Source organism: Streptomyces sp. BL1, from assembly GCF_057628045.1.
The window spans coordinates 4,688,102-4,713,478 of sequence record NZ_JBXYWZ010000002.1; the positions used below are offsets into that span (position 1 = coordinate 4,688,102).

Consider the following 25,377-nt stretch of genomic DNA (forward strand, 5'->3'; position numbering starts at 1 on the left):
CGGGGGTCCGGCCCCTCAGCTCGTGCGCACCCGGGCGTCGAAGCCCTTCATCCGCTCCAGGACCGAGTCGGCGGTCGGCCCGGTCATGTCGTCGACGATCCGGCCGTCGGCGAGGAAGATGACGCGGTCCGCGTAGGCGGCGGCGACCGGGTCGTGGGTGACCATCACGACGGTCTGGCCCAGTTCGCGCACCGAGTTGCGCAGGAAGCCGAGCACCTCGGCGCCGGAGCGGGAGTCGAGGTTGCCGGTCGGCTCGTCACCGAAGATGATCTCCGGCTTGCTCGCCAGCGCCCGGGCGACGGCGACGCGCTGCTGCTGGCCGCCGGACAGCTGGTTCGGCCGGTGCTTGAGCCGCTCCGACAGACCGACGGTCTCGATCACGCGCTCCACCCACTGCTTGTCCGGCTTACGGCCGGCGATGTCCATCGGGAGCGTGATGTTCTCGATGGCGTTCAGCGTGGGCAGCAGGTTGAACGCCTGGAAGATGAACCCGATCCGGTCGCGGCGCAGTTGGGTCAGCTTCTTGTCCTTGAGACCGGTCAGCTCGGTGTCCCCTATACGGGCGCTGCCGCTGGAGATGCTGTCCAGACCGGCCATGCAGTGCATCAGGGTCGACTTGCCGGAGCCGGACGGGCCCATGATCGCGGTGAACTCGGCCTGCCGGAACTCCACGGAGACCTGGTCCAGGGCGACCACCTTGGTCTCGCCCTGTCCGTAGACCTTGGAGAGATCCGTGGCGCGCGCCGCGGCGACGCCCGGGCGGGCGGATTCGGCGGTCTCGCCGGGGTTGATGGTGGTCGTCACTGGAGGGTGCTCCTGTCGGGACGGGTGGTTCTCTTCTTGCCACTCCTATCCTCCCGGCCCCTTCCGCCCCCGGTATCAGCCCCCGCTCCGGTTTCCGGGGCCGCCCTGCGAGGTACGTCCGCGACGGCCGGTCATACCTGGGGATGACGGCGACCCTGAGGCCGTGAACCTCCGGTAACAGCGCGGTAACCGCACGCCTGTCGCCAGGTTCCGAACGTACGGACGGCGACTTTCCGTCATTCCTCGCACCCCGGACACTCCGACGTGGGGCCTCCGAGGAGGGCGCGCAGTGCTGACGCATCCTCAGTTGCCCATAAAATAAGACAACATCGAGCTGTCGCTCCGCTGTATGGGGGACGACGCTGGATAGGCACGTACCCGTGCTCAAGGGGCAGGCCGGGCGCGCGCGAGGGCGCGCGGCACGGCCATGGAGCCGGTGCCCGGATGGTGGAATGCAGACACGACGAGCTTAAACCTCGTTGGCCTTCACGGCCGTGCCGGTTCAAGTCCGGCTCCGGGCACCCCACCGCTCCACGCAGCCCGCCCTGGGGCCCGGCATACGAAACGGCCGGCGGGGGCGTGAATGCCCTCGCCGGCCGTAAGGGCCGATCCTGTGTCAGCCGATCCTGCGCCGGTCAGCCGATTCTGTATGTGTCAGCCGACGATGTGCGGGCGCAGTGTGGTGTGGGCGATGGTCAGGCCCTGGGTGACGCGCTGCGGGTCGCCGCTCCAGACGGGGTCCTCGTGCTCGACGGAGAGCGTGCCGGTGAAGCCGTGCTCGTACAGCCGGTCCACGACGCGGCCCCAGTCCACCTGGCCGCGGCCGGGCACGCGGTAGCGCCACCAGCCCATGTCCCAGGGGTTGTCGCCGCGGTCGACGGCCGGACCGAAGTGGCCGTAGCGCTGCCGGTCGCGGGGCCGCAGCTCCACGTCCTTGGCCTGCGCGTGCACGATGCGGTCGGCGTACGGGGCGATGGTCTCGACGGGGTCGATGCCGATCCAAGTCAGGTGCGAGGGGTCCCAGTTGAGGTACAGGCCGAGGGAGAACATCCACTCCCACAGCTCCGGCGAGTAGGCGAGGTTGCCCGGATAGCCGTCGGGGTGCCAGCCCTCCATGACGCAGTTCTCGATGATGATCTTCACGTCGCGCTCGCCGGCGTACTCGACGAGGCCGGGGAAGACCTGCTCGGCCTCGGCGAGGTTGTCGGCGACGGACCGGTTCCAGTCGCGGCCGATGAAGGTCCCCACGTACGGCACGCCGAGCGCCTGCGCGGTGTCGACGGTGTGCCGCAGGTGGGTGTGGATCTCCTTGCGGCGCGCGGGGTCCGGATGGAGGTTGTTCTCGTAGTAGGCCAGCGCCGAGAGGTTCAGCGAGTGCCGCCGGCACAGGGCGAGGGTCTCCTCGGTCTCCCGCGGGCCGAAGTCGGCGACGGGCAGGTGGGCGGCCTCGAAGTCGCGGCCGCCGGTGCCGGGCCAGCAGGCGACCTCGAGCGCTTCGTAGCCGGCGCCTTCGGCCCATTCCGCGATCTGTCGCAGGGTCCACTGCGGAAGGCAGGCGGTGAGCATTCCCAGTTGCATGATCAGACCTTTGTCCAGGAGCCGTTGTGGGAGGAGCGGAGGACGGCGTCGACGAGCCGCGCCGAGCGGAGCCCGTCGGCGAACGTCGGGAGTCCGTCCGGGGTTTCGCCGTCGATCGCCGCGTAGGTGTCCGCGACGAACGCTTCAAAGCACTGCGCGTACCCCTGCGCGTGGCCGGCGGGCAGCTGCGAGAGGCGACGCTGTTCGGCCGAGCCGCTGCCGGTGTCGCGGACCAGGACGCGGCTGCTGTCCTGGCCGCCGAGCCAGACCGACTCCGGGGCTTCCTGGTCGAAGACGGCGCTGCCCTGCGCGCCGTCGAGCTCGAACCAGAGGCGGTTCTTCCGCCCCGCCGAGACCTGCGAGACGGTCGCCGAGGCCAGTACGCCGCCGGCGGTGCGCAGCAGCAGGGCCGCCGCGTCCTCCGTGGCCACCTCCACCCGGGGCGCCTCCGCGTCCCGTGCGGGTGAGGAGAACGCCGGGCCGCCCGCGGCCGGTCTGTGCGGTACGGCGACGGAGGTCGCGGCGAACAGTTCGGCGAACTGCTCGCCGGAGACCCACTCGACGAGATCGCACCAGTGCGAGCCGATGTCGGCGAACGCCCGGGAGGCGCCGCCCAGTCGGGGGTCCACGCGCCAGCCGGAGGCGTCGGGGGAGAGCATCCAGTCCTGCAGATAGCTGCCGTGCAGCAGATGCCACTCGCCGAACTCGCCCGCCTGCCGCCGGGCGCGGAGCTCGCGGACCATCGGGTGGTAGCGGTACACGAACGGCACCGTGGCCACCAGCCCGCTGTCCGCGGCGAGTTCGGCCATCCGCTCGGCCTCCTCGGGCGCGACGCCGAGCGGCTTCTCGCACACCACGTGCTTGCCGGCCCGCAGCGCGGCCTCGGCGAACGGCGCGTGCGTGGCGTTGGGGGTGCAGATGTGGACGACGTCGACCCGGTCGTCGGCGAGCACCTCGTCGAGACCGGCGTACGCGGTGCCCAGCCGCCACTCGTCGGCCACTTGGCGCGACCTGCGTGCCGACGAGGCCAGTACGCCGGTCACTTCGGCGCCGGCCAGCAGCGCGGCCCTCCGGTGCACCGAGGCGATCATCCCGGCGCCGAGGATCGCGACCCGCCTGCGTGGAGGCCGGGCTTCCGAAGGGGCCGGATGCCCGGAAGCGGGATCTGGGCTCACACGGAGCCTCCTTCCGCGGAAGAGGTTCTGAAGTACGGGCCGCACGCCCGGATTTCGACCTCGTCAACATAAGGACGCTGGCTTTACGTACACAAGAGCCCCGATTTAAGTTCTTCTCAGTCATAAATAGGGGAGCGGAGAAGACAATGCCGGTGCGGAGCGGGGCAGTTGATGCGGAGAGGGCAGGGGGCAGTGTGATGGAGGGCTGGAATCCGGTGCGGCTGGCCGTGCCGAGGATGTCCGGGCGGGCCGACGGCAGCCTCGTGTACAGCTCGCTGGCGCGGCTGATCGCCTCGGGCGCCGCGGACAGCAGAGTGGAGCTCGTACGGGCCACGGGTCTGGCCCGCTCGACGGTCAACACGCACCTGGAGGCGCTCCTCGCCTCGGGCGTGGTCGTCGAGTCGGGCGCCGCGGGCAACGGAGGACGCGGGCGTCCCGCGCAGCGGCTGGCCCTCGCCGCGCGCGCCGGGGTGGTCCTGGTCGCCGACGTCGGCGTCAACACCACCCGGCTGGCCGTCGCCGACCTCGGGCAGAACCTGCTGGCCGAGGAGCAGGTCGCCGTCGACATCGCCCTCGGCCCGGAACGGGCGCTGGACGAACTCACGGAGCAACTCCGCGGCCTGCTCCGTACGTCGGGGGTCGACCCGTCCGAAGTGCGGGCGCTGGTGGCCGGGTTGCCGGGCCCGGTCGACTCGCAGGCGGGGGTGCCCGTACGCCCGCCGATCATGCCGGGCTGGGACAGCTTCCCCGTGGGCCGGACCCTCGGCGAGCGGTTCTCCTGCGCGGTCGTCGTGGACAACGACGTGAACCTCATGGCCCTCGGCGAGGCCCGGGCGCTCCCCGCCGACGCCGCGCCCCTGCTGTTCCTCAAGACCGGTACGGGCATCGGCGGCGGCATCATCTCCGCCGACGGGCAGCTGCACGGCGGCTCCGACGGCGCGGCGGGCGACATCGGGCACATGCGGGTGCCCGGAGCGGACGACGTCGTGTGCCAGTGCGGCAACGTCGGCTGCGTCGAGGCCGTCGCCTCCGCCGGCGCCGTGCTGCGGCGGCTCCGGGCCGAGCAGGACGGGCCGGGTCCCGGCGGGGCCGAGTCGATAGAGGACCTGGCACGGCTGCTGCGGGACGGCGACCCCACGGCGGTACGGCTGGTGCGCTCCGCCGCCGAGACGATCGGCGAAGTCGTCGCCATGCTGGTGCACTTCTACAACCCGAAGACGATCGTCCTCGGCGGTCTCATCACCGCCGCCAGCGACGATCTCCTCGCCGGAGTGCGCAGCGTCGTGTACCGGCGGGCCCTGCCCCTGGCCACCCGCCATCTGTCCCTGACCCACAGCGCGCTGGGCCGCGCGGCGGGCCTGGCCGGCGGCACGGTAACCGGCCTGGAACACGCGCTGTCCCCCTCGGGAATCACCGACCTCATGACAGCCCGCTGAGTCCTGAAGGGGTGGGCCCCGATAAGGGGCGCGGGGAACTGCGCAAACCACACGCCCCTCAGGCCGTGACCCGCAACGTACCGTCGAACGTCGCCGCGGCGAGGCCGAAGGCGAGGGTCATGCCGATGCCGGACGTGACGGATAGGGCCCGCACGCCGGGCGCGAACTCCCGTACCAGGAGGGGCCCTCGGGGACTGCTGGCGTACACGCCCTGCCACCGCTCCAGTACCTCGAGGCGCCGGGCTCCGAGCAGCCCGGCAAGCGCGTCCAGAAGCAGCCCCGAGGTGCGCTCGTCCAGGAACGGGTGTGCCGTCACGCCGTAGTGGTGCGAGTCGCCGGCGAGCACCGTGCCGTCGGGCAGCCGCGTGCACATCACGTTGGCGCCGATGTCCACCAACTCCGGGCTGTGCGCCGTCGTTTCCTCCCGCAGCGCCGCGGCCGAGGGCTGCGCGGTGAAACCGTCGTAGCGCAGCATCGAGGTGTTGGTGAGCACCGCGGCGTGCGTACGGAAGGCGTCCGGTGCCGTGACGCGGGCCATGTTGAGCCGGCAGCGGACGATGCCGTGCTCCTCGGCCGCGCCCGGGAACAGCCGGTCCAGGTCGTGTCCGACACAGACCAGCACCTGCTCGCCGTACACGGGGCCGCGGCTGGTGTGCACCGTCCCGGTCTCCGCGCCGAGTACGGAAGTGCCCCACAGGATCCGGGCGTTGGGCTGTATGGACAACCACTCGGCGAGCGCCGGTGCGGCCGTACGGGGGTTCACCCGCAGGTCGTCCGGGAGGAAGGCGCCGCCCAGGACCCGGCCGCCCCGCGCGCTCTGGGCGCCGGTCCCGCCGCGGTCGTCGCGCCCGAGGACCCCGGCGATCTGCTCCGCCGTGCCCATCCGCACCGAGGCGTCCCCCCGTTCGGCGCGCAGCTCCTCCAGGACGGCGAGCTCGGTCTCCGTACGGGCGACCACGTACGCGCCCGCCTCCTCGGCCCACATGCCGGTGCTCTCCGCGGCCCGCAGCCAGCCGGCCCGGGACGCGTGGGCGAGGTCGAGGAGTTCCCCGTGCTGTGCGGTGACGCAGCAGTGGCCGAAGTTGCGGATGGAGGCGCCCACCGGCTGGGTGTCCCGCTCGACGACGGTCACGGAGAGACCCCGGCGCACCGCCTCGTACGCGTGCGAGAGGCCGACGATGCCGGCCCCGACGATCACCAGATCGCTGTGTCCGGACCGGTCGTCGGTGCCGGGCCCGGTGCTGTCTCCGGTCGCTGTCACTGCAGTGCTCATGGGAGGAGCGTGCGTCGGCTTGCAGGCCGGGGGCAAGGGCTGTGTATACAAGTTTCCGCCGTGTTTACTTTCGGCGTCTTCCCGTCGTCGGGGGTTCTCCGGGCGGTCACCGCGGGGGGGCTTGGAAGGGGCGGCCGCGGGGTGTCATAGTCGGCTTGTGAAGACAAGTAAGGGAGAAGCCGGGGAGCAGCCGCTCCATCAGCAGCTGGGCGCGGAGTTCCTGCGCCGCATCGAGTCCGGCGAGTGGCCCGAGGGCGAGCCGGTGCCCAGCGAGGCCCGGCTGTGCCGGGAGTTCGGGACGTCCCGCGGCCCGGTGCGCCAGGCGCTCGCGCTGCTGCGCCGGGACGGGAATCTCGTCGGGGGGCGCGGCAAGCCGCCCGTCGCCTGCCGTACGACGCCGTCCCAGCCGTTCTCCTCGCTGATCTCCTTCACGCAGTGGGCCCGCACCGTCGGCAGGGAGCCGGGGCAGGTGACCGTCGAGGTCGCCCGCCGCCGCGCCGGCCCGTACGTCGCGCAGCGGCTGGCCGTCGAGGAGGGCGCCCCCGTCGTCGAACTCGTCCGGCTCCGGCTGCTCGACGGGATCCCCGCCATGGTCGAGCGGTCCGCCTTCGTCCACGACGTCGGGCGGCACCTCTTCGACTTCGACCCGGACGCCGGGTCGATCTACGCGGCGCTGCGCAAGCTCGACGTCGACCTGCACCACGCACGCCACACCATCGACGCCGTCGCCGCCGGGGCCCAGGACGCGGAGCTGCTCCGCGTCGACGAGGGACACCCGCTGCTCCGGGTGCGGCGCAGGACGTTCTCCGCGCACGACGTGCCGCTGGAGAGCGCCGACGACCGCTATCTGCCGTCGATGGCCAACTTCACCGTAGAGAACACCGTCGAGGGCCGGACCGTCGTCGGGCGGCACGGCACGGATGAGGGAGACCCCGCATGACCGACCAGAGCCCCGTGATCGAGCTGGCCGTCTTCGACATGGCCGGCACCACCGTCGACGAGCACGGCGCCGTCTACGCGGCGCTGCGCGGCTGCGTCGAGCACACCGGAGTGGCCGTCGACAAGGGCGACTTGCAGACCTGGATGGGCACCGACAAGCGGGAGGCCATCCACGCGCTGGTCCGCATCGGCGGCGGTACGCCGACGCCCGAGCTGGTGGAGGAGGCCTACGCCGACTTCCGCGGCATCCTGCGCCGGGCGTACGCCGACACACCGCCGGTGCCGCTGGCCGGCGCCGAGAAGGCGCTCGCGCAGCTCCGCGAACGCGGCGTCAAGGTGGCCCTGACCACGGGCTTCAGCGACGACGTCGCCGGACCGCTGCTGGAGTCGCTGGGCTGGTCGACGGGGGAGGGCGGCAACCTCGACGCCATCGTCACCTCCGACGAGGTGCCCCGCGGCAGGCCGGCGCCACACATGATCCACCGCGCCATGGAGAAGACCGGCGTGGTCGACGTACGGCGTGTGCTGGCCGCGGGCGACACCTTGGTCGACCTGGAGGCCGGGATGAACGCCGGCGCCGGCGAGGTCGTCGGCGTGCTCACCGGCGAGCTGTCCCGCGCCGCGATGGAGGCCCACCCGCACACCCGCGTCCTGGACAGCGTCGCCGGCGTCCCGGCCCTCGACACCGTCCCCGCGGCCTGAACCGCGCCCCGCTCCGGGCCGGCTGACGGACCGTCGGCACCGACCGTTCCCGTCTCCCCGACGCCCGCTCCTGCCCGTTGCCGTCCGCGCCCTTGTGAGGGGGCGGGGGCGCGGGTACGGATGGATCCCGTACCTGGTGGAGCGGCGAGGAGGCCGGAATGGGCAGCAGCACGGTGCCGTCGTACGTACCCGAGAGCATGGGCGCGGCGGTTCTGCACGAGCCCGGAAAGCTCGTGGTGGAGGAACGGCAGGTGCCCCGGCCCGGCCCCGGAGAGGTGCTGGTGCGCGTGGAGGCCGTCGGGATCTGCGGATCCGACGTGCACTTCTACGAGCACGGCCGGCTCGGCGACTTCGTGGTCCGCGCCCCCATGGTGCTCGGCCACGAACCGGGCGGCACCGTCGTCGGAATCGGCGACGGCGTACGCGGCCGGCACGAGGGGCAGCGGGTCTCCATCGAGCCCGGCGTACCGTGCGGGCGCTGCGCCGAGTGCCGGCACGGCCGGTACAACCTGTGCCCCGACGTGACCTTCTACGCCACCCCGCCTGTCGACGGCGCGCTGTGCGGATACGTCGCCGTGGACGCCGACTTCGCGCACCCCGTGCCGGAGTCCGTCAGCGTGGAGGGCGCCGCGCTGCTGGAGCCGCTGTCGGTCGGCGTGTGGGCGTGCCAGAAGGGGCGGGTCGCGCCCGGCGCGCGGGTGCTGGTGACCGGTGCGGGGCCGATCGGCCTGGTCGCCCTGCAGACGGCACTGGCCTTCGGTGCGAGCGAGGTCGTGGTGACGGACGTGTCACCGCGCCGACTCGCCCTCGCCGCGGAACTGGGCGCGACGGCCACGGTCGACGTACGCGAACAGCGCCTCGCCGAGCTCGAATTCGAGCCGAGCGTGCTGCTGGAGTGCTCCGGCAATCCCGCCGCGGCCGACGAGGCGATCCGCTCCGTGGGACGGGCGGGACGGGTGGTGCTGGTCGGCATGGGCGGCGACACCATGCCGCTGCCGTTGGCCCACGTACAGACGCGCGAGATCGAGCTGACCGGCACCTTCCGGTACGCCAACACCTGGCCGACGGCGATCGGCCTCGCCGCATCCGGCGAGGTCGACCTGGACCGGCTGGTCTCGCACCGGTTCGGACTGCGGGACTCGGCGCGGGCGCTCACGGTGGGCGCCGACGACCCGTCGACGGTCAAGCCGCTGGTCCGGCCGCAGGACTGACACCGGCACCCCGGCCGCGCTGTGTCCCGGCCGCCGTTCCGGGTCAGCCCATCGCCGCCTTCTCGATGAGGCCCTCGGCGTCACAGTGCAGCGTGAGCCGCTCCGGCATGTACTCCTGCGTCATGACCTGGCCCTGCTCGACGACGCGGACGGACTCGTAACCGTCCGCCTCCGCCTTGTTCCTGGCCTGGTCACAGGGCATGCCGAGGTAGTGGTCCGGGGCGGGGCGCTCGTGCTGGACGAGCGGCAGGGGCAGCGGCGCGGCGTCCGCCACGGAGGCGGCCGGGACGAGCAGCATGCCCCCGGCTGCCAGCGCGGTGGCGCCCAGCACCCGGCGGGACGGACTGGGCGAACCGGACGAACGGCGGAAACGGTCGAACACGGGGAGAGCTCCCTTCGCGGGGCGGTCAGGAAGCAGTAGTAATAAAGGAGAAGCGGCAAGGAGGCCCGGCTATCACTCGTACGTGGGCGTGGCGGGCGTCCGGGAACAAGGTCCACCCTTTCCTTCGTTCTTCCCCTGCACTAGCGTGCGGGTTTTGCTAACCCATTACCCTGTAGGCAAGGCCGTGCCGTGCGGCCATGGAGGAGTGAGATGAGGAGCAGCAACCCGGTCTTCTCGCGACGGGGGTTCAGTCGGGACAACGGCTATGCCGGCTTCCAGGCCGGTCAGGCGCCGCAGGCCGGGAACCCGTACGCGACGAATCCCTACGCCCAGCAGCAACAGCCTTACGCCCAGCAGCAGACGCAGCCCGCCGGGCAGCCGTACGCCGCACCGCCGGCGGCGCCGCCGCGGTCCGGGGTCATGACGATGGACGACGTGGTCGCCCGTACCGGGATGACCCTCGGCCTCGTGATCGTGATGGCCGCCGTCTCGTGGATCGCCGAGGTGTCGCTGCCGATCGCCATCGGCGCCGCGCTGGTCGCGATGGTGCTCGGCCTGGTGCAGTCCTTCAAGCGCAAGGCCTCGCCCGCGCTGATCCTGGCGTACGCCGCGTTCGAGGGGCTCTTCCTCGGAGCGATCAGCCGGTTCATCGACCAGCAGATCGCCAACGGCGCGGCCATGCAGGCCGTGTTGGGCACGATGTGCGTGTTCGTCGCCATGCTGGTGCTGTACAAGACGCGCATCATCCGCGTCACCCAGCGCTTCTACCGCTTCGTGATGATCGCGGCGGTCGGCTTCATCCTGCTGATGGCGGTGAACCTGCTGTTCGCCGTGTTCGGCGGCGGTGACGGTCTCGGCTTCCGCAGCGGTGGTCTGGGCATCATCCTGGGCATCGCCGGTGTGGTGCTCGGCGCACTGTTCCTCGCGCTGGACTTCAAGCAGATCGAGGACGGCATCGCGTACGGCGCCCCCAAGGAGGAGTCGTGGCTGGCGGCCTTCGGGCTGACCCTCACCCTGGTGTGGATCTACCTGGAGTTCCTGCGGCTGATCGCCATCCTGAACGACAACTAGCGCGTCCCGAAGGGGCGCGGGGAACTGCGCGAACCCGGCCACGTGCCGGACCGCAGCCGCCCACCCCTCCGGGAGCACACAAAAACGGCGCTCCCCAGCGGAGCGCACACGCACGGCAGAAGGGCCCGTGGGACGGAGACCGTCCCACGGGCCCTTCGCCGTTGTGAGGAGGAGTGCGGACTGTGGTGCCTTCAGAGTTTGCGCGCTGCGCGCCGCAGGTCGTATTCGTGGACGATTGCCTTGGCGTGCCCGTGCGCCAGATCGTGCTCGCCGCGCAGCCAGCTGACCTTCTCCTCGAAGCGGAAGAGTGAGGGGCCTTCATCGACTGTGCGGATCCAGTCGGACACTTCACGACCGGTGCAGTGGGGGATTCGGGAGAGCATGTTCCGGTGGGTCTCCTCGGAGAAGACTTGGGACATCGGCGCCTCCGGACGCTTCCTTATGGACTCCTTCACTGCACCGTGCCTGAGCGTTGGGGCGTTGGCAACAGTCTGAGGGCAGCGCGTAGGGTTGCGGCGTGCCCGATACGACCCCGTTGACCGCCGCCGTGGACCGGCTCGCAGACCGTTTGCGCGCGCTCCCGCAGAGCGCTCTGCGCCGGGGTGCCGCAGGTGAAGGGCTCGCCCTGGCACGCGAGTTGGCGGTGCGGGCGCAGCGTCTGGAGTTCCCCGGGAGGGAGCCGTACGTGATGCCGGAGGCCGGAGAATTCGCTGTCGGCGACCAACTCGCGGTCGCCGGACACGATCTGGCGGCGGCGCTGCACGCGGTTGACGCGGAGGCCGCCGCCGTGGAGGAAGCGGTGCGGGTCGTACGGGAAGCGGACCTCGGCTAGCGGAGTCCGGCGGGTGCGGCCGGTCCCGCGGGTCGGCGGAGGATGCCTCAGAGAGAGGCGATGACCCGGTCGGCCAGCAGATAGACGGTGTGGCCCGGACCGTAGGCGAAGGTCAGCGCGTAGGCGCCGGAGATCGCCGAACCGCCCATCAGGACGGGGAACTCGCCGCGCCGCAGTGCGCCGGTGAGCAGGTCCGCGGTCTCGTGGTGGCCGGGCGACAGGCAGACCGTGGTGCCGTCGGCGAAGACGTACACGTCCAGCGTGCCGAGCGGGCCGGGGCGGACGTCCGCGAGCGGGGTGCCCTCCTCGGCGAGCTCGGTGAGCCGGCTCAGGGTGCGCTCCCGGTCGGTGGTGGTGCGCGGCGAGGCGGGGCTCGCGGGGGCCGGGACGACGGGGTCGCCGTTCAGGGTGTAGTCGCGCTGCGAGGGGTGCCGGCGGCGGGCCGCGGCGAGTTCGGGCGACTCCTCGCCGGACTCGAAGCCCGGGTCGAAGCCGGGGTCGAGGCCGGCTTCGAGGTGCTCGGCGGGCTCGGCGCGGTCCATCTGGCCGCCGGGGCCCGTGGGTTCGACGACCTCGGGCCCGTGGTCGAAGTCGGGCTCCACGTCGTCGCGCGTCGCCTGACGGGGGATGAACGCGCTGCCCTCGTCGGGCAGCCGGCCCAGCGCGTCGAGGGTGCTGTCCTCCAGCCGGCCCTCGAGGAGCGCGTCGAGGAGTGCCGCCTCCAGGCCGGACGGGCCGACCGGGTCGGTGTCGGGAAGCTCGCCGTACTCGTACTCGGCGTCCTGGCCCGCCAGCAGCGAGCCGTTGTCGTTCTCCGCGTCGCGCGCCTCCTGCGCGGCCCAGAAGGCGCGCGCTTCGGCGAGTTCGCGCTCCCGCTCCTCGGCGAGGGCGTCGGCGACGGCGGCCCGGATCTCGTCCGGGCCCGCGCCGGCGGATCCGGAACCGGAGGAGCCGGCGCAGTTGGTGGCGGAGTGTGCGGGGCCGCCCACGGTGGCGGGCTGTGCGGCGGCCTGGGGGTGCTCGGCGTCCGCGGTGCGGGCGGCGGGCACGGCCGCGTCGGCGGTCTGCGGCCGGCCCGCGGCGGCGAGCTGGGTGCGCAGCGCGACGAGCTCACCGCGCAGGCCGCGGACGGTGTGCAGGGCGGCGGCGCCGAGTGCCACGGCTATGGCCGCGGCCACGAGCAGGATGAGGGATATGGCGCTCACTGTCGTACTCCCGGTTCCGAATCGTTCCCCCGAATTCTTACCTCAGCTTTGCCGGTAAGCCTTATTGGACCGTAGAGCAAAACATCGCGAAAGGGACAGGTGGAAAGGACCTGGCCTTTTGGCCTCACCGCTGTGACCAGGGGTAATCCAAGGCCCCCAGGACCTAAATCACATCCTGGGGGCCATTTGATCTCGCTTTTATGGAGGGGAAGGTGAGCTGGGCAACAATTCCCCGGGCCGCCCGCGGGGGCTCCTCAGCTGAGGCGCTCCAGCACCATGGCCATGCCCTGGCCGCCGCCCACGCACATGGTCTCCAGGCCGAACTGCTTGTCGTGCCACTGGAGCGAGTTGATCAGCGTGGTGGTGATCCGGGCGCCGGTCATGCCGAAGGGGTGGCCGACCGCGATGGCGCCGCCGTTCACGTTCAGCTTGTCCAGGTCGATGCCGAGGTCCTGGTAGGAGGGAATGACCTGGGCGGCGAACGCCTCGTTGATCTCGGCGAGATCGATGTCGCCGATGGTCATCCCGGCGCGGGCCAGTGCCTGCTTGCTGGCCTCGACCGGGCCGTAGCCCATGATCTCGGGGGAGAGTCCGGAGACGCCGGTGGACACGATCCGCGCGAGCGGGGTCAGGCCCAGCTCGCGGGCCTTGGTGTCGGACATGATGACGAGCGCGGCGGCACCGTCGTTGAGCGGGCAGCAGTTGCCCGCGTTCACCAGGCCGTCGGGGCGGAAGACCGGCTTGAGGCCCTCGACGGCCTCCAGGGACACACCCGCGCGCGGGCCGTCGTCCTTGCTGACGACGGTGCCGTCCGGGGTGGTCACCGGGGTGATCTCGCGCTCCCAGAAGCCGTCCTTGATGGCCTTCTCGGCGAGGTTCTGCGAGCGGACGCCGAACTCGTCCATCTCGCGGCGGGTGACGCCCTTGTGCCGGGCGAGGTTCTCCGCGGTCTGGCCCATCGCCATGTAGACGTCCGGTACCTGGCCGTCCGCACGCGGGTCGGTCCAGCCCTCGCCGCCCTGCTCGGCGCGCGCGGCGGTACGTGCCTCGGCGTCGGCGAAGAGCGGGTTGTGGGTGTTCGGCATGCCGTCGGAGGAGCCGTTGATCTGCCGCGAGACGGTCTCGACGCCGGCCGAGATGAACACATCGCCCTCGCCCGCCTTGATGGCGTGCAGTGCCATCCGGCTGGTCTGCAGCGAGGAGGAACAGTAGCGGGTGACCGTGCAGCCGGGCAGATGGTCCATGCCCAGCTGTACGGCGACGACCCGGCCGAGGTTGTGGCCCTGCTCGCCGCCGGGCAGGCCGCAGCCGAGCATGAGGTCGTCGATCTGGGTGGGGTCGAGCTCGGGCACCTTGTCGAGCGCGGCCCGGACGATCCCGGCGGTCAGATCGTCGGGGCGGACGTCCTTGAGGGAGCCCTTGAAGGCGCGTCCGATGGGTGAGCGGGCGGCAGAAACGATCACTGCTTCGGGCATCACGGCTCCGTGGGAAGAAGGTTGGGGCTGTGCGGGAAGCTACCCGCACGTAGGGCCGGGGTCACGGCAGTAGGCGTGTGACGCGGACCTCTTTTCTAAGCGTGCGCTTGGTCGCGGCGCAATGCCGCGTTGCGGTTCGTTCGCCGTCAACTGCGCAGTTCCCCGCGCCCCTTGATGCGCAGTTCCCCGCGCCCCCCTGTCGTCGGGCGGCTGCGGCGCCGCTGGGGTTTGCGCAGTTCCCCGCGCCCCTTGTCGGGGCTCCTGGGGCAGCCCCGCAGAACACAGCCCGCGAGCGCGCCGGTCGTTCAGCGTGCGTCTGCGTCTGCGCCTTCCTCGTGGGGGGTGACGTCCTCGGCCGGGGGGAGGCGCCTGCGGCGGCGGTGTTTGAGGAGGGCCCACGGGCCGCGGACGCCCGCGACCTCCGTACCGCCCTCGGCCGCGGCCTCCGCCGCGGCGCGGGCGACCGGCAGGATGCCCTCGCGGCGTGCCGCGTCCGGGCGTTCGTCCTCGGTGGGCCACAGGCCCAGCGCCGCGCACAGGGTGGGCAGCACCGCCATCGCCGCCGTGGCGTAACCCTCCGCGGAGGGGTGGTAGTTGTCGGGGCCGAACAGTTCGCGCGGGTTGGCCAGGAACTCCGGGCCCAGCAGGTCGCCCAGCGAGACCGTACGGGCGCCCTCCTCGACCACGGCGATCGTCTGCGCCGCCGCCAGCTGACGGCTCAGCCGCCGGGCCACCCAGCGCAGCGGCTGGCCGACCGGCTCGATGGTGCCGAGATCAGGGCAGGTGCCGACGACCACCTCGCAGCCCGCTGTGCGCAGCCGGGCCACCGCGTCCGAGAGCATCCGGACCGAACGGGCGGGCGGGGTGCGGTGGGTGACGTCGTTCGCGCCGATCATGATGATGCAGACGTCCGGCGCGTGGGACGCCTCGTGTTCGCCGAGCAGCAGGGTGACCTGCCGCTCCAGATCGTCGGACTGGGCGCCGGGGAGTGCCACGTTGCGGAGTTCCACCGGGCGTTCGGCGACGGCGGCGAGCGCCGAGGCGAGCAGGGCGCCCGGCGTCTGGCGCGGCCGGTGCACGCCCTGGCCCGCGGCAGTGGAGTCGCCGAGGAACCCGAGCCGTACGGGGCGCCCCGCGTGGAGTTGGGCGAAGGCGGAGCCGTACAGCCCGTCGGCGAGGGGAGGTTCCACGTGGGAGCCGCCCACTTTGCGTTTGGCCAGCTGCACTTCGGTGAGCAACAGGCCGATCGTGGCGCCCCCGAGCAGGCCGATTCCCCCGCCGCCGTACGCGGCCGCGGTGGCGATCCGCCGTGCGACCCTTGCGGTCGCTGCCTTCGACATCGGCATGTTGCTGTTCCCGCCTCCTGGGTGTGCCGTCCGGGTGTTCCCGGATTCCCGTGGTTCCGTGTGAGGGTGCGCAGGTGTGAGCGCCCCGCCGTGCGCCCTGCGGGCGCGCTGCTTTGCGCCCCTCATGACTGTGTTGCCCGTTGCGGCCCGCCGTGCAACGCGTATGAGGCGGGCGCCTGTTGCCACCGCGCCGGCCCGGGGGCAGCCCCGGACCTCCGGCCGGAACGACATCACGAGAACAACCTGAGCAATAGGCTGGCTGTACGGGTACGCGAAGGCGCCACCCCCGACTGATACGCGGAGACCACGTTGCAGTATCACGAGTCCATGATCGAGCTTGTCGGCAACACCCCGCTGGTCAAGCTGAACAGTGTGACGGAGGGAGTCCAGGCAACCGTCCTGGCGAAAGTCGAGTACTTCAACCCCGGCGGGTCCGTGAAGGACAGGATCGCGCTGCGGATGATCGAGTCGGCCGAGGCGTCCGGCGCGCTGCAGCCCGGTGGAGTGATCGTCGAACCGACGTCCGGCAACACCGGCGTGGGTCTGGCCATGGTCGCCCAGCGCAAGGGATACCGGTGCATCTTCGTCTGCCCGGACAAGGTGTCCACGGACAAGATCAATGTGCTGCGCGCCTACGGGGCCGAGGTGGTGGTGTGCCCGACCGCCGTGGATCCCGAGCACCCCGATTCGTACTACAACGTCTCCGACCGGCTGGTGCGGGAGACGCCGGGTGCGTGGAAGCCGGACCAGTACAGCAACCCCGACAACCCGCGCTCGCACTACGAGTCGACGGGCCCCGAGCTGTGGAAGCAGACCGACGGGCGGATCACGCACTTCGTGACCGGCATCGGCACCGGCGGCACCATCTCCGGGACGGGCCGCTACCTCAAGGAGGCCAGCGGCGGCCGGGTCCGGGTCGTGGGCGCCGACCCGGAGGGGTCGGTGTACTCGGGCGGGTCCGGGCGGCCGTACCTCGTCGAGGGCGTCGGTGAGGACTTCTGGCCGGAGGCGTACGACCGGGAGGTCGCCGACGAGATCGTCGGTGTCACCGACAAGGACTCCTTCCAGATGACGCGGCGGCTGGCGAAGGAGGAGGGGCTGCTGGTCGGCGGCTCCTGCGGGATGGCCGTCGTCGGCGCGCTGGAGGTGGCCCGCCGGCTCGGCCCCGACGACGTGGTCGTCGTCCTGCTGCCGGACAGCGGCCGCGGCTACCTCAGCAAGATCTTCAACGACGACTGGATGAACGACTACGGCTTCCTCGACGAGGGCGGACCGGCGTCCGTACGGGTCGGGGACGTGCTGCGGCACAAGGAGGGGCCGATCCCCACCCTTGTCCACATGCACCCGGAGGAGACCGTCGGCGAGGCCATCGACGTGCTGCGCGAGTACGGCGTCTCGCAGATGCCCGTGGTCAAGCCGGGGGCCGGGCACCCGGACGTGATGGCGGCCGAGGTCGTCGGCTCCGTCGTCGAACGGGAGCTGCTGGACGCGCTGTTCGCGCAGCGGGCCTCCCTCGGGGACCCGCTGGAGAAGCACATGAGCGGGCCGCTGCCGCACGTTGGCTCCGGCGAGGCCGTCGGCGATCTGATGGCGGTGCTGCAGGGCCAGGACGCGGCCGTCGTCCTGGCGGACGGCAAGCCGGTGGGCGTCGTGAGCCGGCAGGACCTGCTGTCCTACCTGGCGCGCGAGGCGAAGTGAGGGCCGGGCGGCAGCCCGGCCCGATCCGGGCTGTCGCCCAGTCAGTTCCCAAGTGTCACGGCGTCGAAAAGCGCGGTTAACACCCGTACGGCACATTGGTGGGTGTCGGCGTCGAGGACCTCCGGAGCGGCTCCCGGACCTCCACGGACGCCCAGGACGCCGCCTGTTGAGAGACGGGCCGCGTCCCGGCGGGGACCGCCGTCGTCCCGCCCTTGGTGCTTGCACCAGGGTGCGGCGGTCCCCGCCCCGTCACTTCCCCCTCCGTCGTTCCGCGGGACATGCCCGCGGTTCACTCCCTCCGGGGAGGCCGTTCCTCCTTGTCGCCGAACCAGGAGCGGCTCGCCTGCAGGGCGTTGACCCCCACGATGCCTCCCCAGCAGATCAGCAGGCCGGGCAGGCCCGCGTTGGCCACGGCGATGGCGGACAGCGGGATGGCCAGCACGAGCGAGGCGATGGCCAGTCCCAGCCGGGCCCCGAGGCCGTCGGGGTAGCTGTACGGCTGGCCGCCGCCCTGTGCGGGGCGGGAGCCGTTGCGGGCCACCACCATCTGCTGTTCGGCGAGTTGGCGCCGGACCCGCTTGTCGACCACCGCGTCGATGCGCTGTTCGACCTTGCCGACGAAGGAGTCGACGAGTTCGTTCTCGTACTCCGGACCGAGCTCCTTGCGGGTCTGCAAGGTCGCTTCCAGGTCGCGTTTGAGCTCAGGGTCGCGTGCTTCCATGCTCGGCACGGTACGGCTGTCCGGCGTCCGGGACAGTGGGGGTAGCCCCCGACTTCTCCCTGGGGGACGCCGCGTCCTTGGGCGAGGGGAGGCCGTCGAGGTGTGCCGTGTCCCGGCGGGCGAGCAGCCAGTACAGCACTGCCGGTACGGCCAGGCCCACCAGCCACGAGATGTCGGCCCCGCCGAGCGGAGCGACCAGCGGACCGGTGTAGAAGTGCGTGGCCAGGAAGGGCAGTTGGGCGAGGACGCCGATGCCGTACACCGACAGCGCCGTCCGCCGCCAGGCGCCGTAGCGGCCCGCGGGGTCGGAGAGCGCGGGCAGGTCGTAGCGCTCCTTGGCGATCAGGTAGTAGTCGACGAGGTTGATGGCGGACCACGGCGTGAAGAAGGTCAGCAGGAACAGCAGGAAGTCCTTGAACGAGGTCAGGAAGCTGTCCTTGCCGATCAGCGCGAGGGCGGTGCCGGCGACCATGATGCCGCCGATGTACGCGGCCCGGGTGCGCTGCGTGATCTCCTTCTGGCCGCGGAAGCCGCTGACGCTGGTGACCAGCGACATGAAACCGCCGTACGTGTTGAGCACGTTGATGGTCAGCTTGCCCAGCGCGATGACGAAGTAGAGGACGGAGGCGGCCAGTCCGGCGCCGCCGAGGCCCACGATGTAGCCCACCTCGTGCCCGACGAAGGCGTTGCCCGCGGCCGCCGCGGCGAGCGCGCCGAACGTCATCGACCACTGCGAGCCGAGCGCGCTGCCGCCGAGCGTCCACCAGAACGTGGCGCGGGCCGAGGTCGTGCGCGGCAGATAGCGGGAGTAGTCGGCGACGTACGGGCCGAAGGCCAGCTGCCACGAGGCGGACAGCGAGATGGCGAGCAGGAACACCGGCAGGCCGAACTCCCGGTCGGCGAGCAGCGTGCCGAGGTCGGCGCGCTCCAGCAGCCGGAAGCCGAGGTAGACGAAGGTGAGTGCGCAGACGACGGAGGCGATCCGGCCGATGGCGTGGATCAGCTTGTAGCCGACGGCGGCCGTCACCGCGGTGATGACGCCGAAGACGATGATGCCCGTGGTGTCGCCGAGGTGCGTGAGCTGTCCTACGGCCTGGCCCGCGAGAACGGTGCCGCTGGCGAAGAAGCCCACGTACATCAGGATGACCAGCAGCAGCGGGACGATCGCGCCGCGCACCCCGAACTGGGCGCGGGAGGAGATCATCTGTGGCAGGCCGAGCCGTGGGCCCTGCGCCGAATGCAGGGCCATCACGGCACCGCCCAGCAGGTTGCCGAGGGCGAGACCGAGCACGGCCCAGAGGGCACTCGCCCCGAAGACGACGGCGAGTGCGCCTGTCACCACCGCGGTGATCTGCAGATTGGCGCCCAGCCAGAGGGTGAACTGGCTGAAGGCGCTGCCGTGTCGTTCGTCGTCGGGGACGACGTCGATCGAGCGCCGCTCGACGAGCGCGGTGGCCATGGGGGTCCTGCCTTTCGGTCCGCAGCGGCTAACGCTTGCCGGCTGCCTGGAAGCTGATCGTCCGCTGTCCCTTGCTTGGCTGCATATAGTCATGCAGAGTCATGGGTGTGTGAATAGGGTGTCAAGGGGTGGGAGTTAAAGGGCGGTTACTTGTGCTCACAGATGTACGCAGAGAAGTGCTGAGCGACGCGGTGGTGCTGGACGGGCGCACGCTCACCGGCCGTACGGTCGCGGGCATCGCCGACGGCGTGCTGGCGCCCGCGCCCGAGGCCGAACCCGCGGCCCGCGACCGGGTCGAGAACGCCTGGCGGGCGGCCATCCGGCACGCCGCGACGAGCCGGGTGTACGGGCGCAGTACCGGCGTCGGCGCCAACCGCGGCGTGGCCGTCGGCGACGAGGGGCACGGCCTGCGGCTGCTGCGCAGCCACGCCGGCGCGACGGGCCGGCAGCTGCCGGCCCGCGAGGTGCGGGCCATGCTCGCGGTCCGCGCCAACCAGCTGCTGGCGGGCGGCGCGGGACTCCGGCCCGACGTGGTGCCCGCGCTGCTCACGGCGCTGCGGAACGGCGCGCACCCGGTCGTCCACGAACACGGCTCCGTCGGCACCGGCGACCTCGCCGCGCTCGCCCAGACGGGACTCGCCCTCGCCGACGAACACCCCTGGGAGGGGAACGGCAAGCCGCCCCCGCCCATCGCCCTCGACACCAACGACGCCCTCGCGCTGATCAGCAGCAGCGCCCTCACCCTCGGCCAGTCGGCCCTCGCCCTCCAGGAGTTCCGGCGGCTGCTGGACGCCACGCTCTCCGTCGCCGCGCTGTCGCTGCTCGCCGTGGGCGGGTCCTGGGAGCCGTACGCCGAGGCCGTGCATCTCGCCCGGCCGCACCCCGGCTCCCTCGCGGCGGCCGCCCGGATGCGGGCCCTGCTCGGTGCCCCGGCCCGGCCCGCGCCGCCGGCCCCGGAGGCGAGGATCCAGGACCCGTTCGGCTTCCGCTGTCTGCCGCAGGTCCACGGGCCCGCGCTGGACGCGGCCGACGCGCTGGACGGGGTGCTGCGCACCGACCTCAACGCCGCGGCGGAGAACCCCCTCATCGACGCCGCGGGCGCCCTGCACCACGGCAACTTCTACGCCGGGCACGTCACACACGCCCTGGACGGGCTGCGCCCCGCCGTCCTCCAGACGGCGCGGCTGTCCACGGCCCGGCTCGCCTCGCTGGCCGAACCGGGCATCACCGGGCTGCGCCCGTTCCTCGGCGACGAGGCGTCCGCCAGCTCCGGCGTGATGATCCTGGAGTACGCGGCAGCCTCCGCGCTCACCGAACTCGCCACCCTCGCCCAGCCCGCCGCGCTGCACCACGCGGTGCTCTCGCGGGGCGCCGAGGAACAGGCCGCCTTCGCGAACGTCGCCGCGCGGCAGGCGCTGCGGATGCCGGAGCTGCACCGCCAGGTGCTCGCGTGCGAACTGGTCGCCGCCGTCCGCGCGTTGCGGCAGCGCGGCACCGTGCCGGACCCCGCGACACCGGCCGGGCGGGTCTACGAGCTGGCCTGCGCCGTACTCGACCCGGACACCACCGACCGGCCGCTCACGGGGGACGTGGCCGCGGCTGCCGGGATACTCGACCGGCTCGGCACCGTAGGGTCGGGCGGGAGCCCGGCCGACGAGGACAGAAGTGGGGAACGGGGATGAGCAGCGCCAGCGCACGGCTGCTGAAGCTCTTCGAGGGGCACAAGCTGACGCCGACGCAGCGCCGTATCGCGCACTGCATGGTGCGGCGCGCCGACGACGCGCCGTTCCTGTCCAGCGTGGAACTCGCCGAACTGGCCGGTGTCAGCCAGCCGTCCGTCACCCGCTTCGCGGTCGCCCTCGGCTTCGACGGCTATCCGGCGCTGCGCAAACAGCTCCGCGAGGAGATGCCCGGCGGCGGTACACCGGCGGGGAACGGCGACGAGGAGGGCAACGCGTACCAGCAGGCCGTGCAGGCCGAGATCGACAATCTGCGGCACCTCTCCGAACTGCTCGCCGACCAGGGGCCGGTGGAGCGCGCCGGGCAGGTGCTCGCCGCGTCCCGGCCGCTGCCGGTCCTCGGGCTGCGGGCCGCGTCCGCGCAGGCGAGCGGCTTCGCGTACTTCGCGGCGAAGGTCCATCCGGACGTCCGGCTGCTGGACGAGGGCGGCACGATGCTGGAGGACCGCATCGACGGCTGCGTACGGGCCGGCGCGAGCGCGCTGATGTGCTTCGCGCTGCCCCGGTATCCGCAGGAGACGGTGACCGCGCTGGAGTACGCGCGCGAGGCCGGGCTGCGCGTGGTGACCGTCGCGGACAGCGCGTTCGCGCCGGTGGCGGGCCCCGAGGACCTGCTGCTGCCCGCGGCGGTCGGTACGGGCCTGGCCTTCGACACGGCGTGCGCGCCGATGCTGCTCGGGCGGGTGCTGCTGGAGGCCATGTGCGACGGCCTGCCGGACGCGCAGGCCCGGCTGGAGGACTTCGACGCGCGCGCCGCGGAACGCGGCCTGTTCGCCGAGTAGCCGGGCGGGCTGTCTGCCTGCCGGACTGTCAGAAGGCCAGTGGGCCGGGCCACTTGGGGTCACGGCCGAGGAAGGCGAGCAGCCGTCCGGCGGCTCCGGCGCCGGGCGGCGGCGGCAGCGGCGGCGCGAACAGGGGCGGCCGTTCCGCGGGCGTGGGCAGCAACGCGTGCGCCAGCGGCAGCAGTTCCTCCGCCAGTGCCGCGGGCAGGGGAGAGCGTTCGCCCGTCGTACGGGACACGTCCCAGCCGTGCACCGCGATCTCCAGAGCGCCCGCACCGGCGACCGCGCCGGCCGTCAGCGGCAGCCCGGTGACGGTGACGAGCCGTCCCGCAGGGCCGCGGGACGCGGCGCACACGCCCAGCAGCAGCCCGGCGCGGGACCTGAACTCCGCGACGGGGTCCGGGAGTACGGGACGGGAGGGGCCGGGACCCGGCACCCCGACGTACCCGGCGTCGATGCCCTCGCACAGCGCCGCGAGCGAGTCGCAGAGGTGCCGCAGCAGATCGTCCAGGTCCCAGCACGCGCAGGGCGTGGCCCGGCCCGACAACTGCGGGGTGACGGACCGTACGGCTCCCAGCGCATAGCCGGTGGACCGTTCCAGCAGTGCCGCGGCGGGCTCCAGCGAGCCGTCCATGGGCCGTACCTCCGGTGAACGGTTCACGGTCGTTTCCCTGTCACGGGTGCAGACCGCGGGCCCGTCCGGAAATCATCGGCCCGCGCCTCACGTACGGGTTCACGTACGGGAAGCGGACCGCAGTACCAGCTTGTTGACCGCCCACAGCACGATCCCGATGGCGAGCAGCACACCGGCCCGTACGTACACATCGGCCGCCCTGTCGGACAGTGGGCTGGCCAGCACCAGCGCGGCGAAGGCGCCGAGGACGGGCAGCACTGTCGGGGTGCGGAAGTGCCCGTGTTCCACAGGGTCCTTGCGCAGCACCAGCACCGCGACGTTGACCACCGCGAACACGCACAGCAGCAGGAACGACGTGGTGTCGCCGAGCCCTTCGATCTCCCCGGTGGAGACCAGGCCCAGCGCGAGGACCGCGACGAAGACGATGCCGGCGACGGGCGTCTGCCGGGAGGGCAGCACCTTGCCCATCACACCGGGCAGCACGCGCTCGTTGGCCATGCCGTAGCAGAGCCGGGACGCCATCATCAGGTTGATCAGCGCGGTGTTGGTCAGCGCGAACAGGGCGATGACGGCGAACAGTTTCGGCGGGAAGTCGACCCCGCCGGCCTTCACCACCTCCAGCAGCGGCCCGCTGCTGGCCTCCAGCTTCCGGTAGTCGACCAGCAGCGACGAGACAAGCGCCACCAGCACGTAGATGGTGCCCGTGATGAGGACACCGAGGAACAGCGCGGGCGGGAACGTACGGGCCGGATTCCGCGTCTCCTCCGCCATGTTGACCGAGTCCTCGAAGCCCACGAAGGCGAAGAACGCCAGGGCCGTCGCGCCGAGCGTGCTGGTCAGCACCGCGTACGCGGTACCGCCGTCCGCCGCGTGGAACTCGCCGAGCCGGGACGGGTCCCCGTCGCCGGACAGCACCGCGTACGCGCCGATCCCGATGATCACCAGCAGGCCCGTCACCTCGACGGCGGTGAGCACGACGTTCGTCTTCACCGACTCCGACACACCGCGCAGGTTCAGCGCGGCCAGCGCCAGGATGAACAGGATCGCCACCAGAGTCGGCGGGATGTCGACGAACTCCGCCAGATAGTCCCCGCCGAAGGCCCGCGCCGCCGCGCTCGCCGACGACAGCCCGGAGCACATCACCATGAACGCGACGATGAACGTCAGGAACGGCACCTTGAAGGCGCGCTGCGTGTAGAGCGCCGCGCCCGCCGCCTTCGGGTACTTGCCGACGAGCTCCGCGTACGATCCGACGGTCAGCAGCGCCAGTCCGAAGCCGATCACGTACGGCACCCACAGGGCGCCGCCGATCTTCCCTGCGACCTCACCGGTCGTCGCGTACACGCCGGTGCCGAGGATGTCGCCGACGACGAACAGCACCAGCAGCTTCGGGCCCAGGGCCCGCTTGAGCGGCGTGCCGTCCTCGCCGGTGTCCGCCCGGGGAGTGTTCGTGGGCTGCATGGAATCCTGCATTCCCGCCACAGTGATCGTTACCGCAGCGATGAGTTCCGTTCCTCCGGACGGTCGGTATCTCCATGACCTCCGATGCACCGCAGCCCGAACTGGACGCCCGCTACAGCGAGGAGGAGGCGTCGCCCGCCTCCTGGAAAGAGGCGCGCGACGAACTGGCGCGCGCCGGCACGTACTGGCTCTCGACGGTCAGGCCCGACGGCCGTCCGCACGTCACCACACTGCTCGCCGTCTGGCGCGACGACCCGCACACCCTCTACTTCTGCACCGGCGCCGAGGAGCGCAAGGCCCGCAATCTGGCGGCAGGCCCGCACTGTGTGCTGACGACAGGGCACAACGACTACGCGCCGGGCCTGGACGTCGTCGTCGAGGGCACCGCCGTCCGGGTGCGGGACGAGGCACTGCTGCGACAGCTGGCCGACGACTGGGAGACGAAGTACGGGGCCGACTGGCACTTCGACGTCGACGGCGACGAGGGCTTCCGGCACGGCGACGGCGGGAAGGCGCTGGTCTTCGGCGTACGCCCCGCGACGGTCTTCGGATTCGCCAAGTTCCCCTTCGCGCAGACCCGTTGGCGCTTCAGGAACCCGGAGACCGGGCCGGGCGCGCTCACTCCTTGACCGCGCCGGCGAGCATGCCGCTGATGAACTTCCGCTGCAGCGCGAGGTACGCGGCGAGCACGGGCAGGGCGACGAGGACGGCGGCGGCGGACGTCACACCGGGGTCGCTGTTGCGGCGGTCCCCGGTGAAGAACGACAGCGCGAGCGGCGCCGTCCGTACGTCCGGGTTGCCCGGCACCAGCACCAGCGCCAGCAGGAACTCGTTCCACGCGTACAGGAACAGTAGCGCGGCGAGCGTGCCGAGTGCGGGCAGCGCCAGCGGCAGCATCACGCGCCGCAGCGTCTGGAGGCGGCTCGCCCCGTCCAGTTCGGCCGACTCCCGCAGTGAACGGGGCACGCCCGCGAAGAAGTTCCGCATCCAGAAGGTGCCGAGCGCGAAGGAGAGACCGGTCTGCGGGAGGATCAGCGCCCAGTACGTGTTGAGCAGGCCCCAGTCGCGCAGCTGGTAGTAGAGCGGGATCACCGTCGCCTCGTACGGCATCACCAGCCCCGTCAGCAGAACCGCCAGCAGGGCGCCCTTCAGCGGGAAGGTCAGCACGGCGAAGGCGTACCCGGCGGGCACGGCCACCGCCAGCGTCAGCAGCACCACGGACACCGCCACCAGCAGACTGGACGCCAGCGCACCTTCGAGCAGTCCGCGGTCCCACGCCTCGGCGAAGTTGCCGAAGTGCGGCACCGAGGGAACGGAGAACCCGCTGACGCGGGCGCCCGGTTCGTGCAGCGCCACCAGCAGGATCTGCAGGAACGGATAGAGCGCGAGCAGCGACGCGACGGTCAGCAGCGCGTGACTGACGACGGACTCGCGGCGGGCCGTCACGGTCACCG

The 25,377-nt window shown here is 72.0% G+C and carries 24 protein-coding genes and 1 tRNA gene; 11 read left to right on the plus strand and 14 right to left on the minus strand.

The window, feature by feature from the left end:
* Positions 1–15: 15 nt before the first annotated feature.
* On the minus strand, positions 16–804 hold the full coding sequence (locus tag AC3AGO_RS20680) for an ABC transporter ATP-binding protein (protein WP_487821711.1): 789 nt from the start codon (positions 802–804) through the stop codon (positions 16–18).
* Between the two features lie 438 nt (positions 805–1,242).
* Between AC3AGO_RS20680 and AC3AGO_RS20685 the strand changes: the two genes are divergently transcribed.
* Positions 1,243–1,325 (plus strand) — tRNA-Leu (locus tag AC3AGO_RS20685).
* A gap of 133 nt (positions 1,326–1,458) precedes the next feature.
* Here the strand turns inward: AC3AGO_RS20685 and AC3AGO_RS20690 are convergent.
* Both AC3AGO_RS20690 and AC3AGO_RS20695 read right to left on the minus strand, forming a co-directional pair.
* On the minus strand, positions 1,459–2,382 hold the full coding sequence (locus tag AC3AGO_RS20690) for a sugar phosphate isomerase/epimerase family protein (RefSeq protein ID WP_487821712.1): 924 nt from the start codon (positions 2,380–2,382) through the stop codon (positions 1,459–1,461).
* Positions 2,383–2,384: 2 nt separating this feature from the next.
* Positions 2,385–3,557 (minus strand): Gfo/Idh/MocA family protein, encoded by a 1,173-nt coding sequence (locus AC3AGO_RS20695; RefSeq protein ID WP_487821713.1) that lies wholly within the window; start codon positions 3,555–3,557, stop codon positions 2,385–2,387.
* 197 nt (positions 3,558–3,754) lie between these two features.
* Here AC3AGO_RS20695 and AC3AGO_RS20700 point away from each other — a divergent pair, with 197 nt between their 5' ends.
* The gene (locus AC3AGO_RS20700; RefSeq protein ID WP_487821714.1) at positions 3,755–4,993 is read left to right on the plus strand and encodes an ROK family protein; all 1,239 of its coding nucleotides are present in this window, start codon (positions 3,755–3,757) and stop codon (positions 4,991–4,993) included.
* A gap of 58 nt (positions 4,994–5,051) precedes the next feature.
* Here AC3AGO_RS20700 and AC3AGO_RS20705 read toward each other — a convergent pair whose 3' ends face one another.
* Entirely contained in the window at positions 5,052–6,266 is a 1,215-nt protein-coding gene (locus AC3AGO_RS20705; protein ID WP_487821715.1) for a TIGR03364 family FAD-dependent oxidoreductase, read from the minus strand.
* A gap of 157 nt (positions 6,267–6,423) precedes the next feature.
* Between AC3AGO_RS20705 and AC3AGO_RS20710 the strand changes: the two genes are divergently transcribed.
* The 3 genes from AC3AGO_RS20710 to AC3AGO_RS20720 all read left to right on the plus strand — a co-directional run bounded on the left by AC3AGO_RS20710 (position 6,424) and on the right by AC3AGO_RS20720 (position 9,118).
* The gene (locus tag AC3AGO_RS20710; RefSeq protein ID WP_487821716.1) at positions 6,424–7,206 is read left to right on the plus strand and encodes a GntR family transcriptional regulator; all 783 of its coding nucleotides are present in this window, start codon (positions 6,424–6,426) and stop codon (positions 7,204–7,206) included.
* Entirely contained in the window at positions 7,203–7,907 is a 705-nt protein-coding gene (locus AC3AGO_RS20715; protein WP_487821717.1) for a phosphonatase-like hydrolase, read from the plus strand. Before AC3AGO_RS20710 ends, AC3AGO_RS20715 begins: the two co-directional genes overlap by 4 nt.
* Positions 7,908–8,065: 158 nt before the next feature.
* Positions 8,066–9,118, plus strand: a complete 1,053-nt coding sequence (locus AC3AGO_RS20720) for an NAD(P)-dependent alcohol dehydrogenase (RefSeq protein WP_487821718.1) — start codon at positions 8,066–8,068, stop codon at positions 9,116–9,118.
* Positions 9,119–9,161: 43 nt separating this feature from the next.
* Here AC3AGO_RS20720 and AC3AGO_RS20725 read toward each other — a convergent pair whose 3' ends face one another.
* On the minus strand, positions 9,162–9,500 hold the full coding sequence (locus tag AC3AGO_RS20725) for an I78 family peptidase inhibitor (protein ID WP_487821719.1): 339 nt from the start codon (positions 9,498–9,500) through the stop codon (positions 9,162–9,164).
* 210 nt (positions 9,501–9,710) lie between these two features.
* Here AC3AGO_RS20725 and AC3AGO_RS20730 point away from each other — a divergent pair, with 210 nt between their 5' ends.
* Positions 9,711–10,571 (plus strand): Bax inhibitor-1/YccA family protein, encoded by an 861-nt coding sequence (locus AC3AGO_RS20730; RefSeq protein ID WP_487821720.1) that lies wholly within the window; start codon positions 9,711–9,713, stop codon positions 10,569–10,571.
* 191 nt (positions 10,572–10,762) lie between these two features.
* On the opposite strand, the gene AC3AGO_RS20735 is transcribed toward AC3AGO_RS20730, so the two are convergent.
* A complete protein-coding gene (locus AC3AGO_RS20735; RefSeq protein ID WP_487821721.1) occupies positions 10,763–10,990 on the minus strand; it encodes a DUF4287 domain-containing protein in 228 nt (75 codons plus the stop codon).
* 98 nt (positions 10,991–11,088) lie between these two features.
* On the opposite strand from AC3AGO_RS20735, the gene AC3AGO_RS20740 reads away from it, so the two are divergent.
* A complete protein-coding gene (locus tag AC3AGO_RS20740) occupies positions 11,089–11,403 on the plus strand; it encodes a hypothetical protein (RefSeq protein WP_487821722.1) in 315 nt (104 codons plus the stop codon).
* Positions 11,404–11,450: 47 nt separating this feature from the next.
* Here AC3AGO_RS20740 and AC3AGO_RS20745 read toward each other — a convergent pair whose 3' ends face one another.
* The 3 genes from AC3AGO_RS20745 to AC3AGO_RS20755 form a co-directional block, all read right to left on the minus strand.
* Positions 11,451–12,608, minus strand: a complete 1,158-nt coding sequence (locus AC3AGO_RS20745) for a hypothetical protein (RefSeq protein WP_487821723.1) — start codon at positions 12,606–12,608, stop codon at positions 11,451–11,453.
* A 254-nt stretch (positions 12,609–12,862) separates the two neighbouring features.
* Positions 12,863–14,083, minus strand: a complete 1,221-nt coding sequence (locus tag AC3AGO_RS20750) for an acetyl-CoA C-acetyltransferase (RefSeq protein WP_487821724.1) — start codon at positions 14,081–14,083, stop codon at positions 12,863–12,865.
* Positions 14,084–14,388: 305 nt separating this feature from the next.
* A complete protein-coding gene (locus tag AC3AGO_RS20755; protein WP_487821725.1) occupies positions 14,389–15,429 on the minus strand; it encodes an SGNH/GDSL hydrolase family protein in 1,041 nt (346 codons plus the stop codon).
* Positions 15,430–15,738: 309 nt separating this feature from the next.
* Here AC3AGO_RS20755 and AC3AGO_RS20760 point away from each other — a divergent pair, with 309 nt between their 5' ends.
* Complete coding sequence (locus AC3AGO_RS20760; RefSeq protein ID WP_487821726.1) at positions 15,739–17,127, plus strand: cystathionine beta-synthase; 1,389 nt, start codon at positions 15,739–15,741, stop codon at positions 17,125–17,127.
* 289 nt (positions 17,128–17,416) lie between these two features.
* Here AC3AGO_RS20760 and AC3AGO_RS20765 read toward each other — a convergent pair whose 3' ends face one another.
* Positions 17,417–17,848 carry a hypothetical protein gene (locus AC3AGO_RS20765; RefSeq protein ID WP_487821727.1) on the minus strand — a complete coding sequence of 144 codons (432 nt, stop codon included), beginning with the start codon at positions 17,846–17,848 and terminating at the stop codon, positions 17,417–17,419.
* A complete protein-coding gene (locus AC3AGO_RS20770; RefSeq protein ID WP_487821728.1) occupies positions 17,829–19,307 on the minus strand; it encodes a purine-cytosine permease family protein in 1,479 nt (492 codons plus the stop codon). The genes AC3AGO_RS20765 and AC3AGO_RS20770 overlap by 20 nt, the downstream gene beginning before the upstream one ends.
* A 152-nt stretch (positions 19,308–19,459) precedes the next feature.
* Between AC3AGO_RS20770 and AC3AGO_RS20775 the strand changes: the two genes are divergently transcribed.
* Both AC3AGO_RS20775 and AC3AGO_RS20780 read left to right on the plus strand, forming a co-directional pair.
* Positions 19,460–20,989, plus strand: a complete 1,530-nt coding sequence (locus tag AC3AGO_RS20775) for an aromatic amino acid ammonia-lyase (protein ID WP_487821729.1) — start codon at positions 19,460–19,462, stop codon at positions 20,987–20,989.
* Positions 20,986–21,828 carry a MurR/RpiR family transcriptional regulator gene (locus AC3AGO_RS20780; RefSeq protein ID WP_487821730.1) on the plus strand — a complete coding sequence of 281 codons (843 nt, stop codon included), beginning with the start codon at positions 20,986–20,988 and terminating at the stop codon, positions 21,826–21,828. Before AC3AGO_RS20775 ends, AC3AGO_RS20780 begins: the two co-directional genes overlap by 4 nt.
* Positions 21,829–21,856: 28 nt before the next feature.
* Here AC3AGO_RS20780 and AC3AGO_RS20785 read toward each other — a convergent pair whose 3' ends face one another.
* The gene (locus AC3AGO_RS20785; RefSeq protein WP_487821731.1) at positions 21,857–22,489 is read right to left on the minus strand and encodes a TIGR03086 family metal-binding protein; all 633 of its coding nucleotides are present in this window, start codon (positions 22,487–22,489) and stop codon (positions 21,857–21,859) included.
* A 72-nt stretch (positions 22,490–22,561) separates the two neighbouring features.
* The gene (locus tag AC3AGO_RS20790; protein ID WP_487821732.1) at positions 22,562–23,923 is read right to left on the minus strand and encodes an APC family permease; all 1,362 of its coding nucleotides are present in this window, start codon (positions 23,921–23,923) and stop codon (positions 22,562–22,564) included.
* Between the two features lie 74 nt (positions 23,924–23,997).
* Between AC3AGO_RS20790 and AC3AGO_RS20795 the strand changes: the two genes are divergently transcribed.
* A complete protein-coding gene (locus tag AC3AGO_RS20795) occupies positions 23,998–24,552 on the plus strand; it encodes a pyridoxamine 5'-phosphate oxidase family protein (RefSeq protein WP_487821733.1) in 555 nt (184 codons plus the stop codon).
* Here AC3AGO_RS20795 and AC3AGO_RS20800 read toward each other — a convergent pair.
* On the minus strand, positions 24,542–25,375 hold the full coding sequence (locus AC3AGO_RS20800; protein ID WP_487821734.1) for a carbohydrate ABC transporter permease: 834 nt from the start codon (positions 25,373–25,375) through the stop codon (positions 24,542–24,544). The genes AC3AGO_RS20795 and AC3AGO_RS20800 overlap by 11 nt on opposite strands.
* Positions 25,376–25,377 lie beyond the last annotated feature (2 nt).